Below are 18,307 nucleotides of genomic sequence, written 5' to 3'. Positions count from 1 at the left end.
CATGGTGACCTGTCGAACCACGAAGTTGATCTAGCACCATGTTGCCACGACCTCGTCCTTCGACAAGCTCAGGATGAGGTCTACCGAATTATCAGCGTCTAGGCGCTACTACGAGGAACAAGGCCAAATGAGCCCAAACACGATCCGCCTCACGATGGCCCAGGCCGTGGCGAAATTCCTGACCATGCAGAAGACCGTGATCGACGGCGAGACCGTGCCGATCTTCGGCGGCGTCTTCGCCATTTTTGGCCACGGCAACGTGGCCGGCATCGGCGAGGCGCTCCATGGCATCAAGGACACCCTGCCCACCTATCGGGCGCAGAACGAGCAGGCCATGGCCCATTCGGCCATCGCCTATGCCAAGGCCAGCTTCCGCCGCCGCTTCATGGCCTGCACCACCTCCATCGGCCCCGGTGCGCTCAACATGGTCACCGCAGCCGCCCTGGCCCATGTGAACCGCCTGCCGGTCCTGCTTCTCCCCGGCGACGTCTTCGCCAACCGCCTGCCCGACCCGGTATTGCAGCAGGCCGAGGATTTCGGTGACGGCACGGTCACCGTAAATGACTGCTTCAAGCCCGTCAGCCGCTATTTCGACCGCATCACCCGCCCCGAGCAGATCATCCCGGCCCTGCGCCGCGCCATGGCCGTGTTCACCGACCCGGCCGAATGCGGTCCGGTCACGCTCAGCCTCTGCCAGGACGTGCAGGCCGAGGCCTATGACTATCCCGAGAGCTTCTTTGCGGAAAAGGTCTGGCACATCCGCCGTCCGATGCCTGATGCCGACGAATTCGCCGAGGCGGCAGCCGCCCTGCTCCAGGCCAGGAACCCGGTCATCATTGCCGGCGGCGGCGTGCTCTATTCCGAGGCCAGCCAGGCCCTGCGCAATTTCGCCGAACGTCATGGCGTTCCGGTGATGGAAACCCAGGCCGGCAAATCCAGCCTGCCACACGATCACCCCCTCAACATGGGCTCGGTCGGCGTCACCGGCAGTTCCGCCTCCAACGCGCTGGCCGAGGAGGCCGATGTCGTTCTCGCCGTCGGCAGCCGTCTGCAGGATTTCACCACCGGCTCCTGGGCGCTGTTCAAGAACGACAACCTCAAGATCATCGGCCTCAATACCCAGCCCTTCGACGCCCATAAGCACCACGCGCTGCCTTTGGTCGCCGATGCCAGGGTGGGCCTGGACGCGCTCAACCAGGCGCTGACCGGCTGGCAGGCCGAACCTGCCTGGACCGACAAGGCCAAAGCCGGCAAGGACGAGTGGCTGATTGCTGCCGACCAGGCCACCGCCTCCACCAATGCCGAACTGCCCTCCGACGCCCAGGTGATCGGCGCAGTGCAGCGCGCGCGCGAAAGCGCCACGCTGGTCTGCGCCTCGGGCGGCCTGCCGGGCGAATTGCACAAGCTGTGGAAGGCCGGCGGCCCGGGCAGCTACCACATGGAATATGGCTTCTCCACCATGGGCTACGAAATCGCAGGCGGCCTCGGCGTCAAGCTGGCCCGCCCCAATGACGACGTCGTCGTCATGGTCGGCGATGGCAGCTACATGATGATGAATTCAGAGATTGTCAGCTCGATCATGCTGGGCGCCAAGCTCACCATCGTGCTGCTCGACAATGCGGGCTTCGGTTGCATCAACCGCCTGCAGATGGCCACCGGCGGCGCGAACTTCAACAATCTGTTGAAGGACACCCACCATGTCACCCTGCCCGGAATCGATTTTGCCGCCCACGCCGCCGCGATGGGCGCAATCGCGCGCAAGGTGAGCTCGATCGCCGAACTGGAAACGGCATTGCAGGAAACCGAAAGCGCCGACCGCACCGCCGTCATCGTCATCGACACCGACCCCCTGATTACCACCGATGCCGGTGGCCACTGGTGGGACGTGGCCGTGCCCGAGGTGAGTGATCGCCCACAGGTCAATGCAGCCCGCGAGGCCTATGTAAAGGCCCTGCAGGCGCAGCGCGCGGGGTAGCTGGCTACCAACCACTGGGTCATTCCGGCGAAGGCCGGAATCCAGGTCCGGCAAGCGCCGCAAACACAGTAGCTGGGGCGATACGCGGACATGGATCCCGGCCTTCGCCGGGATGACATCGCGAAATGAACTGGCCCCGTGGGCAAAAAAACTTGGAGCAAACACCTTGAAAGCCAAACTCGGCATGTCCCCCATTGCGTGGTGGAACGACGACCTCGTTGAACTGAGCGATGACGTATCGCTGGAGGAATGCCTGCGCCAGTCGCGCTCGGCCGGCTTTACCGGCATGGAAAAGGGCCGCCGCTTCCCCGACGATCCCTCGGTCATGCTCCCCATCCTCAAGGCCGCCGACGTGACGCTCTGCGGCGGCTGGTTTTCCGGCACGCTGGTCGACGAAGACCTCGCCGCCAATCAGGCCCGCATCGCGCCCATGATCGAGCTGTTCAAGGCCGTCGACGCGCCCTGCATCGTCTATGGCGAAGTCGGCCGCTCCATCCAGGGCAAGCGGGACATCCCGCTGGCGCAGAAGCCGAAACTCGCCTACGACGAGATGAAGGCCTATGCCCGCAAGGTCACCCAGTTCGGCGAATGGTGCGCCGAGCAGGGCATGCCGCTAAGCTATCACCATCATATGGCGGCCGTGGTCGAGACCGAGGCCGAGCTCGACGCCTTCATGGCGAATTCCGGCGAGGGCATCCCGCTGCTGCTCGATGCCGGCCATCTGGCCTTTGCCGGCGGCAATGTGCTCCGCGCCATCGACAATCACCACGCCCGCATCAACCACGTGCACGTCAAGGACGTCCGCATGGACGTCATCAACAAGCTCGACCGCAGCAGGCAATCCTTCCTCGATGCCGTAGCCCTGGGCGCCTTCACCGTCCCCGGCGACGGCTCGCTGGATTTCGGCTCCATCGTGCAGAAGTTCGCCGATTACGGCTACGAAGGCTGGTTCGTCGTTGAGGCAGAACAGGACCCCAAGCCCAATCCACCCCTGCGCATGGCGCAGGTCGGCTACAAGGAACTGATGCGCGTCATGACATCAGCCGGCTACACCGTCGAAACCCAGGGCTTTCCTAACCGGTGAGCTTTCCCGTAGAACCCCTCCAGACATGTCCAGGAGGATGCCGTGTTGGCTCTAAAGCCCAATGACCTGAATTGGTTTCGACCCCTGTGGCGGCGCGTCGCCGTTACGGGGTTCCTCGCGGTGTGGTGCGCCTGGGAATGGCTGTGGAACCGCGAGCCCTTCTGGGGCCTGCTGGTGGGCGCGGCCCTCGCCTATTCGCTCTACAATTTCTTCTATGCCTTCCCCAAGGAGGGGACGACCGATGAGCAACTCCCGCCTGCGAATCCGCCCGAAGGCGAAGACGGGCCTCGTTCATGAGGTAACCCCGGCCTCGGCCGGCTGGACCTATGTCGGCTTCGCCCTGCACCGGCTCGACGCCGGCACGGTGACCGGCGGCAATAGCGGGACGCAGGAGCTGTGCCTGGTGCTGGTGAGCGGCAAGGCGCGGATATCAGTGGATGGTGTAGATTTCGGCGAGATCGGTGAGCGCATGAGCCCCTTCGAGGGCGCGCCCTGGGCCGTCTACGTGCCATCAGGCAGCGAATGGGTGGCCGATGCCACCACCGTGCTCGAGCTGGCCGTCTGCGCCGCGCCCGGCGGCGGCGACTTCCCGGCCAGGGTCATCGCGCCCGGCACGCATCCCCGCATCACCCGCGGCCGCGGCGCCAATGTCCGCCACGTCTACAACATCATGCCCGAAGACGATGGCGCGGCTCACTCGCTGCTGGTGGTCGAGGTCATCACCCCCCAGGGCAATACGTCGTCCTACCCCCCGCACAAGCACGATCAGGACAACCTGCCGCACGAAAGCCTGCTCGAGGAAACCTACTATCACCGCCTGAACCCGCCGCAGGGCTTTGCCTTCCAGCGCGTCTATACCGATGACCGGAGCCTGGACGAGGCCATGGCGGTGGAAGATGGCGACGTGACGCTGGTCCCCAAGGGCTACCACCCGGTGGGAACCACGGCGGGCTACGACCTCTACTATCTCAACGTCATGGCCGGGCCGCGGCGGGTGTGGAAATTCCACAATGCGCGCGAGCATGAGTGGCTGTTGAGTTAGGCCGCGTCCCTATCCAGGTCTCGTATGGTCGTCATTTCCCGGCTTGTCCGGGCAATCCATCTTTCCCGCGCTCTGAAGTATGGATCACCCGGACAAGCCGGGTGATGACGCTGGAGGGGCCCCATTGGCATTAGGGCCGACGACCTCCTACCGCCCCTGGAACACGCTCTTGTCCGCCAGCACCCCGGTCACTTCACTCAGCTTGACCGTCCGCCCCTCCTTCACCGACTTCAGCGCCGCATCGGCCATGGCCAGCGCGATCAGCCCGTCCAGCCCGCTCGGCAAAGCCGGGGACTTCGACTCCACAGCGTCGATGAAGGCACTGATTTCGCGGGCATAGGCCTCGGTATAGCGTGTCATGAAGAAGTCATGCAGCGGCGGGCGGGTATAGCCGGCCGCATTGGCGATCTCGATCGACACCGGCCGCTGGTTCTCGGCGGCGACGGCGCCCTTGGAGCCATGCACCTCGATGCGCTGGTCATAGCCATAGGTGGCGCGGCGCGAATTGGAGATGGTGGCGTGCTTGCCCGAGGCGGTGGAGAGCATCACCGAAACGCTGTCATAGTCCCCCGCCTCGCCGATCGCCTTGTCGACCAGCACCGAGGCCTGCGCCGTCACGGCGTCGACCTCTTCGCCCAGCAGCCAGCGCGCCATGTCGAAATCGTGGATGGTCATGTCGCGGAAGATGCCGCCCGAACGCTTGATATAGTCCACCGGCGGCGCGCCGGGGTCGCGCGAGACGATGGTCACCATCTCCACCGCACCGACCTCGCCCTTGGCGATCACATCGCGCACGGCCATGAAATGCGGGTCGAAGCGGCGGTTGAAGCCCACCATCAGCGTCGCGCCCTCGGCATCGACCACCTTGAGGCAAGCCTTGACCCGCTCGACGTCGAGGTCGATCGGCTTCTCGCAGAAGATTGCCTTGCCGGCGCGCGAGAACTGCTCGATCAGGTCGGCATGGGTGTCGGTCGGCGTGCAGATGACCACGGCGTCGATATCATCAGAGGCCAGGATTTGCGCGATGGTGCGGATCTCGCAGCCATACTGGCCAGCGAGGTCGGCGGCAGCCTTCTCGAAGGCATCGGCCACTGCGACCAGCTTGGCCTTTGGGCTCGCGGTAATGGCCTTGGCATGCACCTTGCCGATGCGGCCGGCGCCCAGCAGGCCGAAACGAACAGTCATGATAGTCCTCTTCAAATAAGGGCCGCCCTGAAGGCGGCCCGCAAGTTACGTCGGGAGATGGAGGCAGGATTTAGACGAAGGCCGCCTCACCGTCGATGCCGGACTTGACGCCCGTGATCAGCGAGACGATTTCGTTGCCGTCGGTCTTGTCGCGGTCGACGGCGCCGACAATTCGGCCCCGGCGCCAGACCCAGACCTTGTCGACCAGGTCGAGCACCTGGCGCAGATTGTGGCTGATCAGGATGAGCGGAATGCCGCGCTTCTTGAGGCCGCGGATGATGTTTTCCACCTGCGCGGTTTCCTGCACGCCGAGCGCTGCCGTGGGCTCGTCCATGATGATGAGCTTGCTGGCGAAGGTCGCCGCCCGGCTGATGGCCACGCATTGGCGCTGCCCGCCGGACATGTTCCGGATTTTGTTCTTGACGTCGGGGATCTTGACCCCCGTCGTCTGCAGCGCGCCAACGGCCTTCTGGGTCATAGAGCGTTCATTGAGAATGCTGAACGGCCCAAGGTTGAAATAGGTCTCCTCGCGGCCAAGGAACAGGTTGGACGGCACGTCCAGGTCGTCGGCCAGCGCCAGGTTCTGGAACACGGTCTCGATGCCGTGGTCGCGGGCTTCGATCGGGTTCTTGAACGAGACTTCCTGCCCATCAAAGAAGATCTTGCCCGAAGTCGGCTGTTCGACGCCGGTGATCTGGCGCACGAAAGTGGACTTGCCCGCCCCGTTGTCGCCCACGATGGCGACGTGTTCGCCATCGCGCAGGATGAAGTCGGCAGCCTCGAGCGCGTGAACGCCGCCATAGTGCTTGGTCAGGGCTTCGGTGCGCAGGATGATTTTGCGATCGTCAGCGGACATGTTGATTTCCTCCCCTGATCCGGTCAGGACCGGCCGCGCATGCGCTGGCGATAGACGTCCAGCACCACGGCGATGACAATGATCGCGCCCTTGATCATCTCCTGGTAGTAGGCGTCGAGCCTCAGGAAGGTGAACCCGGAGATGATGACGCCGAAGATCAGCATGCCCAGCGTGGTACCGATAATCGAACCGCGGCCGCCCGAGAGCGAGGTGCCGCCGATAACTGCCATGGCGATGGCGTCGAGTTCATACATCACGCCGGCGCCGGCCTGGGCGGTAAGACCGCGAGCGGCCAGCACGATGCCGGCAAGGGCCGCCAGACCGCCGGCAATTGCATAGACCAGCATCAGGTGATGCTCGACATTGATGCCCGAGACCCGGGCCGCCTGCTCATTGGAGCCTATGGCATAAGTACGCCGGCCGTAGACGGTGAAGCGCAGGATCAGCGTGAACAGCGCCGCGACAATGATGAAGATGAGCACCGGGTTCATCCCCGCCCCGATGGAGGCAAAGCCCTCGGTAGGGAACGAGATCGGCTGACCCTTGGTGTACCACTTGGAGAAGCCGCGCGCGGTCACCATCATGCCCAGCGTGGCAATGAAGGGCGGGATCTTGGTGTAGGCGATCAGCGCCCCGTTCACGAGGCCGGCGGCCAGGCCGCATATGAGCCCCGCGGCGACCGGAATGATGACCGGAAGGTCGGTGAGTGCCGGGAAAACGGCCCGTTCATGGGTCGAAACCTGCGCCAGACTCATGGCGATCATCGCAGTGGCGCCGACCAGCGAACCCGACGACAAATCGATACCGCCGGTGATGATGACCTGGGTCACGCCCACGGCGATAATGCCCACGATCGAGACCTGCAGCACCATGATCGACAGGCGCTGGAAATTGAACAGGAAGCTCTGGCCCTGGAATATCCAGCCCAGCACCTCGAACACCAGCGCGATCAGGATAAGCCCGATAAAGACGTTGAACTCTGCCGGACGCTGGCGCCTGGACTTATCCGGCGCCCCAGCAGTGCCGGTTGCGGTTGCCGCTTCTGCCATGATCTCCCCCTTCGGATTTCGCATCCATTTGCTGCAAGGTCGGCCTGGGCATGGCGGCACAGGCGCGGGCTTATAGTCTACGCCCGGATTTCGCCCCGCGTGACCAAATTCGGCGCGGGCGGGCAGTTGTGACGGGTGACGGCAGGTCGCCGTCACCCCGATTGTGTCATGCGGCCGGCCGCTTAGTTGGCCGACAGATAATCACCGATATTGGCGGGGGTGACGAGTTCGAACGGCACCCACACTTCGCGCTCCACGGCTTCGCCGCGAGCAAGGGCCAGCGCCGCATCGAGTGCCCCGGAGCCCTGCGCCGCGGCATTCTGGAACACGGTAACGTCCAGGTCGCCGGCCTGCATGGCAGCCAGGGCATCCTGCGTGGCATCGACACCACCGACAACGACGCTGGCCATATCGACCCCGGCGGCCTTCATGGCCTGGATGGCGCCGATGGCGCTCTCGTCATTGTTGGCAATGACCGCGTCGAATGCCACCCCTGCCGACAGCCAGTTGGTCATCAGGTCGGCGGCCTGGGTGCGCTGCCAATTGGAGGTCTGCTCGTCGACGATCTTCATGAACGAGCATTCCGGCGTGGCGATCACGTCGTGGATGTCCTGGGTGCGCTGGCGGGCAGCCTGGTTGGACAGTTCGCCCATGATCACCAGGATATTGGCTTCGGTCTTGCCGGCCTCGGTCAGCAGGCGGCAGACTTCCTTGGTCTCGAGCGTGCCGGAGTCCACTTCGTTGGACGCCACGAAAGCCTGGTTGTCGGGCAGGTTTTCCAGGTTGACCGGCTGGCGGTTGACATAGACCAGCGGAATGCCGGCCTGATCGGCGAGCGCGGACATGGCTTCGGTGGCATCGGTATCGACCGGATTGACGACGATGGCGTCGACGCCCGAGGCGATGAAGTTCTGGATCTGGTTGAGCTGTTTGCCCACGTCATTCTGGGCGTCTTCAATCTGGATTTCGACGCCTTCGAGCGTGCCGGCATATTCCTCGATGCCGTTGCGCAGCACGGTCAGGAAATTATCGTCAAACAGCGCCATCGAAACGCCGACCGTCTCGGCCATGGCGCCCGACGTCAACATCGTGGTCGCCAGGGCGGCCAATGCGATCTTCTTCATTTCGTTCTCCTCCACAGAGCGGGCGTCCGGTTTCGCCCCCGTTTTCTCCGGATATTCCCTATCGGGAAGTGCCTTGGTCTCAGGCGGCGCGCGCCTTGAGGCCGTCGATGACGAAATTCATGGATTTGCGCACTGCCGCAGCCGGATCGGCCAGGTGGCGCAGTTCTTCGGCAAACGGCTCGAACGACAGCGGCCCGCGGTAGCCGCCCCGCCGCAGCGCCGCGATCTGGCCGATATTGTCCAGTCGATCCCCAGGTCCCACCAGCACCCGATGGCCATCGCGCATATCGCCGACCGCAACCGCGGGGTCATCGACGCCGGAGATATGAACCAGCCCGGTCAGTTCCGGGAACAGTCCCGGCTCCCCGGCCAGATGGTGGTGGAAGGTATCGTGCGTCAGCCGGAACACATCGCGGCCATTGACCCGGTCGATGGCGGCGACTGCTTCCTTCTTGGAGCGCAGCGAACACGTTTCGAAACCCAGGCACTCAACCAGGCCGACGATACCAAACCGCCGCAGGATGGGCAGCAATCCGTGCAGGGACTCGACCGCATTCTCAACGCGAACGTCACTGTCGATGCCCTGGCCGGTATTGTCAGCAACCAGCACCAGCGCTTTCGCACCGCTCTCCGCGCAATAGGCGACGAGAGCTTCGGCTTCGTTGGCGCGGGTAGCGGACCAATGGTTGAATTGTTGCAGGGCGTTGATGGAAATGATCGCTACATCATTTTCTGCGGCGAGCCGCCTGACCTCTGGAGCCGCGGTACCATCGAGGATGGCATTGCCGGCAATATCGTTGCGGATCTCCACGCGCGGGACCTGCAAACCGCGAGCAAAGGACAAGAAATCTGCAAGCATGAGCTGCGGCGCGCTCATGTGATTGATCGCGAAATCGAGCAACAAGGCCGACATCTCCCCACGACGCCGAACAGGTTTGAAACCGCCCGGTCTTTGCCAGAGATGAAACACAGGTTCCGTGTAATTGTCAACGCGGAATATTCATTCCAAAATCGGTCGACGTAAACACCTGATGCGGCCGAAAGTGCCGATCAAATATTCTCTGATACCGGGACATCGAACGGCAAATATGTCTGGCGAACGGAACTCAGACGGCCCTGACCTGGGCCAGTCGCTCCTTCGAGTAGTCGTCATCCCAGCAAACAGCAGCCTCCCACGCCGCCGACGCCTGCTCCGCAATGTCCCACGCCCGAGGATCGAGATCAGCGGCGTTGTGCGGTAGCTCCAGGTCAAGGTCGGGAACATCCACATGGGACTCGTCCCAGTCGATCAGCCCAACCCGGTCCGCAGTCATACGGATATTGCGCGGATTGGCGTCGCCGTGAACGACGCAGGTCGCGCGCCCGGCAAGCCGCGCCCATGCTGCGCGGCATCGTGCCACGCCCTCCGACGGCATGGCCGTAAGGTCGATCCTGGTGCCAGTTTCGGCATGCAGCAGGTCAGTCGACGACCGCCAACCCGGTCGCTGCGGCCAGCCCTGCGTCAGCCGATGTAGAGCACGGAGCGTATCGGCGACACGGCGCCAGTCGGCCTCCGTTTCGGGCGATCCACCCTCGACATATTCCATGACGACCAGACCATTCACGAACAACCGGCCGTCCATGGTCGGGATGGGCACGGGCACGGTCAGACCGTGACGGTCGAGATGCAGCAGCAGCCCGGTTTCCCACGCGAGATCCGCGTCGCTCCTGGAGCCGAGGCGACCGACCGCGAGCTTCCCGTTGATGCGCAGGCTCCGCACATCATTGGCGACGCCGCCGGTAAGCGGTTCGATGCAAACTGCGTCGTCACCCCACTGCCCGAGTGCTTCCCATCCCACTGGCAACATCCCCGACCGACCCGACGAGCGCCCAGCCTAGCCTGATCACAGGCTAGGGAACAACGCAGGACCAGCCCGGCGGTAAATGCCTGCCTTGGGCTAGTCCAGCGCGCTCTCGAATTTGATGGTGGGCCCACCAGGACTCGAACCTGGAACCAGACCGTTATGAGCGGTCGGCTCTAACCATTGAGCTATAGGCCCTTGCCGGTTTTCCTAGGGTTTCCGGCGGTGGAGGGCAAGGGCCTCCTGCCCGAAATCACTGTCTGTTCACGGCTATCTCCGGGCCATCGCCGGGCCCCAGAACAGATGTTCCGGCCGCTACCAATCGTATTCGGACCAGGCTGACGACCGCCAGGGCTCGTCAAATTTGACCTGCTTGAGCGCACGGAACATCGCATTCAAGGCAGTCGTGAAATCGGTCCGCAACACTTCGCCAGCGTCCTGTTGCCGACCGTCCTTCTCGTAGGCGCGCGATATGGCAATCCGGTTGAGATCCCTGAGAACCTCGCCTTCTATTTTGCCGCCAGCGTCCACCTTCACCGAAAACAGCATCGTCCAATCGCTTATGCCAGCATACGATTGCCCACGCAGATTTCGCTCCCGCTGATCTATATCCACAGCGGTGCCAACCTTAATGACCTGAGCCTTCTGAGAACCCGCGATGTAGACGTAACCCTCAGAGTGGTGGCGCTTTTGGTAAGAGAGCTTGCTGGTGTCGCATTGAACGCAGTGACCAGACCGTGTGCGTAGGCGATGGCCGCCGTTGTTGCATGGCGAACCGAGCACCACGGACAATCCTGCAACTCTGACCCCCGCTTTCCAAGAGGCGGAGGATTGGCCGCGCGCATCGTAGACATCAGATTCTGAGAGCCCCTGAGACTGAAGGAAGGACTTCTCTGTCTCTGTGAGCATCACGCCGCCTCTTCCTCAACCCAACCGTCGTCAACGATAATCTCGCTGGGATGAAACTGCGGGTCGAATATTTCCCAGATGGGCGGCGCGTTCCAACCCGGCGACCGCAGCGTCGGTGAGTGGTGCCGGTATGTCTTTTCGTAGATCGCCTGACTCATCCCCAAGAACGCCGAGGCGTCGGTCATGGACGCCCCGCGTTGGGACAACCAGGTCGCGCAAGTGTGCCGGAGGGTATGCGGCACGACCTCGGCGCCCAGTCCAGCCAGCTCGACCAAGCGGGCGAAGCCCTTGTTAACCTCGGCGACGGCCCGCCCTCTGTACTCGACGACATATTTCATAGACGGGTTGGCGCGTTTCCAGCGCCGGATGTGCATGAGGAGCCGTCGGGGAAGTAGAATCGTCGGCTGCCGCTTGTTGCTCTCGATCTGACCCTGCTCGGCTCGATAATAGAGACCAGTTTTCAGGTCTACCCACCCGCAACCCGGTGTCGGCTCGAAAGCTGCTGAACCGATCGCCGCAGCGCGGGTACCGGTATACGCACCAACGAGCAGGAACCTGGCGATGTGCCTTGCCGGCCGCTTGCTGGACACCACGGGCTGACCTTTCTCGGGCCGCGCACTATCTTCATGTTCTCGCGCATGCGCCAAGCTATCCAGACCATAATGGCGAGTTCAGGCCGGCGCAGATACCGATGCCGTGGCGGCGACTTCGCTGGGAGCGTCACCTTCACGATCTCGCGGTGATAGCCTTCGGATTGATGGTAGTTCACGGCCGCACGCAGATCCTCGAGCTCGCGCCTGGCGCCGGCAGCGGTTACCATGCGAGCCGGCTTGCCGGTGACGTCGGGCCTGGCGCTTTTCCAGGGCATCGAACACCGGTACGCCACGTAGTCCCGGCAGGAGCGACCGTTGATGTCGTCGAGGGATTTCGTACCCCACCACTCAAGGAGTTGGACGAAGCGCTCGGCAGCTTTCTCGGGGCGCTTCTGGTCGTTAATCTTGTCCCGGATATAGACCGCAACAACGTCAGCGATCAGGATCTCAGAGATGTCCTGGCCCTTCTTTCGGGACGGCTCGTGCTTGTCGCCTATGTACTCCGCGAGCGCCTGCTCAGCTGCCGCGCGCTCTTCAAGGCCGCAGCCAGTGCTGCGCTCTTGTCCGCCGTCGACGATGACCCAGACCGCACGTTTCCATAGCTTGCCGTCTGCCTTGTAACGGGCAGGACGGAGCCAGAGGTGGGGCGGTTCGGAGCGACGCGACATTTTGAAATCCAAGTAAGAACGGACGCACGGGTGACGTAGACGGTGCCGGCCGGACCGCCGGGTTGCCAAGCCAATAAAGCACCCTTTTCGATCGCTGTCCGGAGCGCTTTAACGGATATGAGACCACCAAGTTCTTGCATGGCAACCGCGGCTTTCAGGGTGATGAGACTCTCTGGCATCGGTGTCGATCGCGTAGAGGAAATTATCGCGACCATGGCGCGCTGGGCGTCAATCGGCAGGATTGGGATCGCAAAAGAATCTTTCAAATTCAGCATGCAAAAATGGTCGCCCGGCTCCTCGTAGGGGTCAACATTTGTGAAGAAAAATCGAAAATTCGAGAGAAGGCACCGAAGTTCCCCCCATTGAATGGGAACTTCACCCCAAAAATCACCTGCATAGGGGTGAAGTTTGGTGTGAAGTTTTGATCGTGCCCCACAGCAGCTCCGAGGACTACACAATCTCGCCTCAACCGGTCGCACGGATATTGCGGAGTGGTGCGGGAAGGGGTTGAGCTGTCAGGCCGGCGCGATCCTAGCCCAGCCCGGCGTAGCTTAAGCGAAGGCGGGTTGGAGCGCAGGGCGCGACAGCCGGCATGGCAGATCAAGGCAAGAGGCGGAGTGGGGTCCCAAGTCGCGAGTAGCGCGACTTGGGCACGACAACTTGCGCCGACCCCTGACCCGGTCCGCCGATCGATCGCGAACCTATCAAATTGGCCAAGCCCACTTTCCCGGCGGTTAACCCATTTCGAAGCGACCAGCGCGCCTGGGTTGCGCAAACTGCTTTGTCCACATTATTGTGGACGTATGAAAGCAAGTAGCATCGATTCTGTCCTCAAAGACGCGGCGCGCTCTCCAAATTGGTGGGCAGTGCCTGAGGCGATCGCCAGTTGGCGCAACCTCGGCAACGTGGCGACGGGAATGACATTTTGGGGGCAAGCCTCAGTCGCAGCAGGCAAACCAGAACATGCACTGCGCCAGATGTGCAGCGCCTATGAATTTGTGCTGACTCACTCCCCGCACTTGCCACCAGAGTTCTTTCAGCTGGCACTGAGCCGGCCCTATACCCATCTGGAACTGCTCTCGCGCATCTCTGAGACCGACCTCGAGCGTGCCATCGAGCTCATATTCTCTCCTGGCAACGTCCGGTCTGTGCGTGACCTGCGCAGGGTGCTGGACGAAGTACGCGCTAAGTCTGATGGCGATATTTCCGCTTTGGTTGAAGGCCATAAGGCTCGGAATCACGCACTGACGACGGTGGCAGATCAAATGCCAAGCCTGGTCGCTCCGCATTCTGTTCAGGCAGTGAAATATAGAAGGTGGCCGGGCACGACGGCGGCGGTTTCTCCGTCATTGGTTGCAATCCACACAGGAACTGACGCGGCCATCGAGGTTGTCGGTGTGTTCGTGTTCATTAAGCCGGGCCTTGACGAATTGTATCGTGCTCTCGCGCGCGTCGGCTGGGAGTCGACGTTCTTCGACACCTATTGGTTGGTTGCACCGTCTGCGGTCATCTCAGAGGCGGACGCATTGGTTCGAAAGTACCACCTGCCCAATGTCGGTCTCGTCCAGTTCGACCCCGGCGGGTCCAAACTCTCGCTCGCACGCGCGCCGACAGAAAGCTCCCCTGCCCCTGATCGCCGCAGCCTCCTGCACCTGCCTGAGCGCTACCGCCGCTGAACTTCCGAAATTCCGGAATTCCGGAATTCGGCATCTCGAAAATTGGAACGCGCCCATGGCGTATGATCCCGACAAGATCTTCGGAGAAATTCGAAAGCTCCTCGAAAGCGCACCCAACGGTACCAATCCAAGCCGCACAGAGATCTGCCAGCGCCTTGTTGATGAGGGCGTCGTGCGCTCCATGGGTACTGCGCACAAATATGTGGGCGCTTTCTTCGCGGCCGATTCAATCAAAGCCGAGATCGCAGCGCCCGACATAGACACGTCCGTCCTACCCGAGCGCGTGTACAGCGCTTTTGTTAGCCTCCTGGACTCTGCCGCCCGCCTGAAGAACGAAGTCGGTGCAGCTTTGGACGATCTTACACGTCGCTCATCGACAGCTTTTGCGAAGATCATGACTGCGCACGATTTGGCCCAGCAGGCCGAAATTGTGGAGCTTGCAACCGAGCTGGAAACATTGCGCGCTGAGAGAGACGGATTGCATGAACAACTGTTGGAGGGGCAGGCGTGCATCGACAAGCTGAATGCGGTTCTCGAAGAGAAAGACGTCTCCCTCGCCGAAACGGTGGGCGTCGTGTCCGAATTGCGCAGTTTGGTTGCGGATCAGAATTCGAAAATCGCGGCGCATTTGGAGCTGGCAGGGTCACGCGACCGTCTCATCGGTATCTTGGAGTCGGAAAGAGAAGCTCGGCAGCGCAATGCCGAAAAGGCCGAAGATCAGGTCGGTCGACTTCGCCAGATGCCGGACCTACCAGAGAGCGTTTCTGAGGCCTCAGACCGCGCCAATCGTGACCGCTCGCGCGGCGACGCCGATCAATCCGATGGCTACGCGATAGGACACGGCCCCGCACATTCAGGAAGCGGAGACGCCACCGAAGTGGACTTCGACTTGTCGACCAAGCCCACCAGTCACCATCCCCAATAGGGTCCCCACCTTGGGTGGGGACATTCCCCCCCTAGAGCCCTGGATTCCGGCCCTTCAGAGCCTGGTACCCACCCCGACCCCACGCAATCAAGGACGATTACATGGGGTCGGGGTGGGTACCAGGTGGGCCTAAGCAGCAGGGCTGGGGGAATGAGTATTTTTTGTTTGGAGTAACTTTGTGAATTTGACGGAACGAGACTTGGAGTTGGTGCGGTGTGTAAACCGTTTCGGGTTTTTGACAGTGGCTCAGGTTGCCCGTTTTTGGGGAGGGATTGATTTCTCCACGGCTGCGGCCAGGGTCCGGAAACTGGTGGACGAAGGAATTTTGAAGCGCGCAGAGATGCCGCATTTTGATGTTCGTCCTCTTCTCGTCACCGACAATGGGCGGCTCTTGGCCGGGGATACTCTTCCGGCAGTCAAGGGCATTCGAGCCGCCACGTACTCCCATGACAGCAAGCTTGTTGATCTCGCCATGGACCTGGAGAAGAAATTTGCCGCGCGGTTTGAGACCGAGCGCGAGTACCGGTGGCGTAGACCTGATCGAGCTAGCGAGTTTCACGTGCCCGACGGGCTTCTCCGCCGCGAAAACACAACAATCGGCATTGAGCTGGAGCTAACCCAGAAGGCGCCCCGCAGACTGGCGGAGATTATCGACAGCCATGCGGCCAACCTCGAACTGGACGAAGTTTGGTACGTCGTCGCGGACGAGACCATGCGCGGATATGTGCACCGCATCGCAGGCGAAAGCTCTCACATCAAGATCGTCAAGTGGACCCCTAGCGGCACCGCTGCTGCGCAGAAGGGGGAAAACAATTGACCTCGAACGGCTCGAACTCGTCGGAAGACTTTGTCTTAGTTTTTCAGCTGCTGGTGGCTTTCGTCGGGGCCTTGGTTCTCGGTCCGGTAGGGATTGCAGCCGCCGTCTTGCCTTGGGTTGCTGCCTAGTACACGGGATCACTGCTTGCATGTGCCCTTGGCTTCGTCTTTTCCGTGCTGCTGACATTGGCTCTCTACGCGAGCGGACGTCTACAGTCAGTTGCCGTGGCACTGGTCGATCGAATGTATGTGCCGCTCAAGACCCTCGATGCCCATTCGCTGGTAGATGCCTGGCTAGACTTGGCAAGAGACCCCTGGACGGCGGTTTCACTCGCTTCCATCGGCGTCGGCATAGGCGCAATTGCCCGACTCTTGTTTGAAGATGCAGCAAACTCTGGGACCAAGAACCTCGTTCGCCGCCGAGTTCGCCCGGCCCCGGCCTCTTCATCCTCAAAAAAGAAAGCAGGGAGGTTGCCGGCTGCATCAGGCGACAAGACCCTGGTTGGCGTGAACTGGCGAACGGGTTCGCCTGCGTTCATTACTGATAGTGCTTTGAACAATCACGTGCTGACGATCGGGACGACCGGGAGCGGAAAAACAGTGACCACGCTCAACCTCATTGAGTCACATATCGATCGTGGTCTGCCGGTGCTCATCTTGGACGGGAAAGGTGACGTAAAAACTGGCCGCCAGATCGTGGCACATGCCAGGCAAATGGGGCGCCGGGCATACCTTTTCACCAAGCGGAAAACGAGCTGGGCGGCGGGTGCGCGTATAATCCATTCACGGCGAAGGATTTTTCGGCGCTCGCTGACATGGTGGTCACCCTGCACGAATGGTCCGTGCCTTACTACCAAGTGTTGGCGAAAGGGTACATGCAGACCGTTTTCAAAGTTGCGCTGGCGATCGGAGAACCTGTTAACCTGTTGAGCATTCAAGAGCTCATGTCCGTTAAAGCCATGGTGAAGGCGGTGCGGCGCCACGCCAAGACGATACCGAATGCGGATAGCCTTCTCTCGGAAGTTGTCGATCAGGGTAACGCGGAAAATGAGGGAATTGAGGGACTTCGCGCGCTCATCCGCAATCTGGCGCGATCGTCGGCGGCTCATCTTTTTGACGTCTATGGCGGCGCTCCTGTCCTTCAACTGGACCGGGCCAGGGACGAGGGTGCGGTCGCATACTTCGCGCTACCTGCCCTGACTTTCCCCGATCTATCCAAGGCACTGGGCAAGCTCGTCATAAACGATGCGCGTAATACGCTCTCGCAGCGAGACGGCCCTTGGCTGATTGTTTTGGATGAGATTTCGACCTTCGTCGGTCAGCAGGTGCTGAATCTTGTGAACCAAGGCCGAAGCTACGGCGCCCGCGTTGTTCTGTCGGGGCAGAGCTTTGCGGATCTCGAAGTCTCTGTTTTGACGGGTGGCACATCCTTCCTGAACCAGGTTCTGGCCTCGGTGAACACTCTGATAGTGCACCAGCTCAACTCGCCGACGAATGCGGAGTTGGCGTCGCAATATTCCGGCACCTTCCAAAAGGTAGAGGTAACAGCCCAGGTCGTGGAAGGGGTGGCAACTGGCGTTGGCTCAGCGAGGAGCAGTCGGGAGTTTGTGGTCTCTCCCGACGACTTCAAAGAACTTAAGATGGCTGAGTCCTATCTCATCTCCAAGAAATACGGAACAAAAACAAAAATATCTGGACGCCTTTCACGCATCTCACAAATAAAACTACCAGTTTCACAAGATACAATTAATGTTATGAAATGACAAAATCAAACACTCATATTCTTGATAGTTTCTTCGTCACGCCGATGGATAGGAAGACGCAACTACTTCGGTCAATGTTCACAGTTTGTGTCATCATGCATGAGGCCGGCCATGCGTTGGTGGCCATCGAACACGATTTGCCAATCAACCACCTAAACTTGCCGCGCTTCGACGCGTTCACAGGGCCAAACCTTCCCGGTGAGACGAACCGGGAAACTCTTCCGGGCGTCGGCCTTGTCGCAGCAGACTATCCCCCGGAAAAGATGGTTGAGTACTATCTTGGCGGACTGTTGGGTGAACTGAGCATGTACGACGACGCTGATGTTCGAGGCCCCAACCGCAACTTGCACATCGGGACTTCCGGATTAGCGGGGGACCTGGCCGGAGCGATCAAGTGCATTCGCGACAATAGCATTCTACATTTGGCGCCGGTCGCTGCGGCGCTCGAACAGGCGCTGCGCGGGAGCCGCTACGGCGGCGACAGTCAGGCCTTCCTTGACGCCGTGGTCCGCATCGAATTGCCTGGGGCGGACATTTTTCGGCGAAGGCGTGACGACCATCGCAGAATTGCCAGGGACCTGTACGACAAGTGGGCGGCGGTCGGTTTTGACCGATATTTTAGAGGTTTCTACGAGATGCCGGCGGCGCCAAACCATCCCCGTCGCTGGTGGCCTCTCAGATTTCAGTCCCCTTGGTCGTGACGGGTCACATGTTATCTGATCGCGAAGGTCGGCACTTCGTTCCGCTCAAATTGCAACACATTGGGCGGACCCCGCCACCACGTCAGCTGGGCGGGTGGGG

At 61.3% G+C, this 18,307-nt stretch carries 19 protein-coding genes and 1 tRNA gene; 10 read left to right on the top strand and 10 right to left on the bottom strand.

Going from position 1 to position 18,307, the window contains the following annotated elements; genetic code table 11:
- Positions 1–127: 127 nt before the first annotated feature.
- The 4 genes from iolD to iolB all read left to right on the top strand — a co-directional run bounded on the left by iolD (position 128) and on the right by iolB (position 4,101).
- Positions 128–1,975: a 3D-(3,5/4)-trihydroxycyclohexane-1,2-dione acylhydrolase (decyclizing) gene (gene iolD / locus IH615_RS14105; protein WP_291362590.1), complete on the top strand. Its 1,848-nt coding sequence runs from the start codon at positions 128–130 to the stop codon at positions 1,973–1,975.
- A 166-nt stretch (positions 1,976–2,141) separates the two neighbouring features.
- The gene (gene iolE, locus IH615_RS14100; RefSeq protein WP_291362588.1) at positions 2,142–3,059 is read left to right on the top strand and encodes a myo-inosose-2 dehydratase; all 918 of its coding nucleotides are present in this window, start codon (positions 2,142–2,144) and stop codon (positions 3,057–3,059) included.
- A 42-nt stretch (positions 3,060–3,101) separates the two neighbouring features.
- Positions 3,102–3,356 carry a hypothetical protein gene (locus IH615_RS14095; protein WP_291362586.1) on the top strand — a complete coding sequence of 85 codons (255 nt, stop codon included), beginning with the start codon at positions 3,102–3,104 and terminating at the stop codon, positions 3,354–3,356.
- Positions 3,301–4,101: a 5-deoxy-glucuronate isomerase gene (gene iolB / locus IH615_RS14090; RefSeq protein ID WP_291362584.1), complete on the top strand. Its 801-nt coding sequence runs from the start codon at positions 3,301–3,303 to the stop codon at positions 4,099–4,101. Before IH615_RS14095 ends, iolB begins: the two co-directional genes overlap by 56 nt.
- 147 nt (positions 4,102–4,248) lie before the next feature.
- On the opposite strand, the gene iolG is transcribed toward iolB, so the two are convergent.
- The 10 genes from iolG to IH615_RS14040 form a co-directional block, all read right to left on the bottom strand.
- Positions 4,249–5,286 (bottom strand): inositol 2-dehydrogenase, encoded by a 1,038-nt coding sequence (iolG, locus tag IH615_RS14085; RefSeq protein WP_291362582.1) that lies wholly within the window; start codon positions 5,284–5,286, stop codon positions 4,249–4,251.
- 70 nt (positions 5,287–5,356) lie between these two features.
- Positions 5,357–6,142, bottom strand: a complete 786-nt coding sequence (locus IH615_RS14080) for an ATP-binding cassette domain-containing protein (protein WP_291362580.1) — start codon at positions 6,140–6,142, stop codon at positions 5,357–5,359.
- Between the two features lie 23 nt (positions 6,143–6,165).
- Positions 6,166–7,191, bottom strand: coding sequence for an ABC transporter permease (locus tag IH615_RS14075; protein ID WP_291362578.1), 1,026 nt, complete (start codon positions 7,189–7,191; stop codon positions 6,166–6,168).
- A 182-nt stretch (positions 7,192–7,373) separates the two neighbouring features.
- Positions 7,374–8,315, bottom strand: a complete 942-nt coding sequence (locus IH615_RS14070) for a sugar ABC transporter substrate-binding protein (protein WP_291362576.1) — start codon at positions 8,313–8,315, stop codon at positions 7,374–7,376.
- Between the two features lie 79 nt (positions 8,316–8,394).
- The gene (locus IH615_RS14065; RefSeq protein WP_291362574.1) at positions 8,395–9,228 is read right to left on the bottom strand and encodes a TIM barrel protein; all 834 of its coding nucleotides are present in this window, start codon (positions 9,226–9,228) and stop codon (positions 8,395–8,397) included.
- Positions 9,229–9,421: 193 nt separating this feature from the next.
- Entirely contained in the window at positions 9,422–10,153 is a 732-nt protein-coding gene (locus tag IH615_RS14060) for a phosphotransferase (RefSeq protein ID WP_291362573.1), read from the bottom strand.
- Between the two features lie 125 nt (positions 10,154–10,278).
- Positions 10,279–10,354 (bottom strand) — tRNA-Ile (locus IH615_RS14055).
- A gap of 117 nt (positions 10,355–10,471) precedes the next feature.
- Positions 10,472–11,065, bottom strand: coding sequence for a GIY-YIG nuclease family protein (locus IH615_RS14050; protein WP_291362571.1), 594 nt, complete (start codon positions 11,063–11,065; stop codon positions 10,472–10,474).
- Positions 11,065–11,403 (bottom strand): tyrosine-type recombinase/integrase, encoded by a 339-nt coding sequence (locus tag IH615_RS14045; protein WP_291362569.1) that lies wholly within the window; start codon positions 11,401–11,403, stop codon positions 11,065–11,067. Before IH615_RS14045 ends, IH615_RS14050 begins: the two co-directional genes overlap by 1 nt.
- 128 nt (positions 11,404–11,531) lie before the next feature.
- Positions 11,532–12,326, bottom strand: coding sequence for a hypothetical protein (locus tag IH615_RS14040; RefSeq protein WP_291362566.1), 795 nt, complete (start codon positions 12,324–12,326; stop codon positions 11,532–11,534).
- Positions 12,327–13,129: 803 nt separating this feature from the next.
- Between IH615_RS14040 and IH615_RS14035 the strand changes: the two genes are divergently transcribed.
- The 6 genes from IH615_RS14035 (at position 13,130) to IH615_RS14015 (ending at position 18,207) form a co-directional block, all read left to right on the top strand.
- Positions 13,130–14,002, top strand: coding sequence for a hypothetical protein (locus IH615_RS14035; RefSeq protein ID WP_291362565.1), 873 nt, complete (start codon positions 13,130–13,132; stop codon positions 14,000–14,002).
- Between the two features lie 55 nt (positions 14,003–14,057).
- Positions 14,058–14,927: a hypothetical protein gene (locus IH615_RS14030; RefSeq protein WP_291362563.1), complete on the top strand. Its 870-nt coding sequence runs from the start codon at positions 14,058–14,060 to the stop codon at positions 14,925–14,927.
- 241 nt (positions 14,928–15,168) lie between these two features.
- Positions 15,169–15,744 (top strand): hypothetical protein, encoded by a 576-nt coding sequence (locus tag IH615_RS14025; RefSeq protein WP_291362561.1) that lies wholly within the window; start codon positions 15,169–15,171, stop codon positions 15,742–15,744.
- 242 nt (positions 15,745–15,986) lie between these two features.
- The gene (locus tag IH615_RS22265) at positions 15,987–16,673 is read left to right on the top strand and encodes a helicase HerA-like domain-containing protein (RefSeq protein WP_366485156.1); all 687 of its coding nucleotides are present in this window, start codon (positions 15,987–15,989) and stop codon (positions 16,671–16,673) included.
- Positions 16,559–17,506, top strand: coding sequence for a TraM recognition domain-containing protein (locus tag IH615_RS14020; protein WP_291362559.1), 948 nt, complete (start codon positions 16,559–16,561; stop codon positions 17,504–17,506). The genes IH615_RS22265 and IH615_RS14020 overlap by 115 nt, the downstream gene beginning before the upstream one ends.
- Positions 17,503–18,207: a hypothetical protein gene (locus tag IH615_RS14015; protein ID WP_291362557.1), complete on the top strand. Its 705-nt coding sequence runs from the start codon at positions 17,503–17,505 to the stop codon at positions 18,205–18,207. The genes IH615_RS14020 and IH615_RS14015 overlap by 4 nt, the downstream gene beginning before the upstream one ends.
- The last annotated feature ends 100 nt before the right edge of the window (positions 18,208–18,307 follow it).

It is taken from the genome of Devosia sp. (genome assembly GCF_014860165.1).
Lineage (GTDB): Bacteria > Pseudomonadota > Alphaproteobacteria > Rhizobiales > Devosiaceae > Devosia.
Note: the sequence above shows the minus strand (reverse complement) of the source record. Positions and strands in the feature narration are given on the sequence as shown.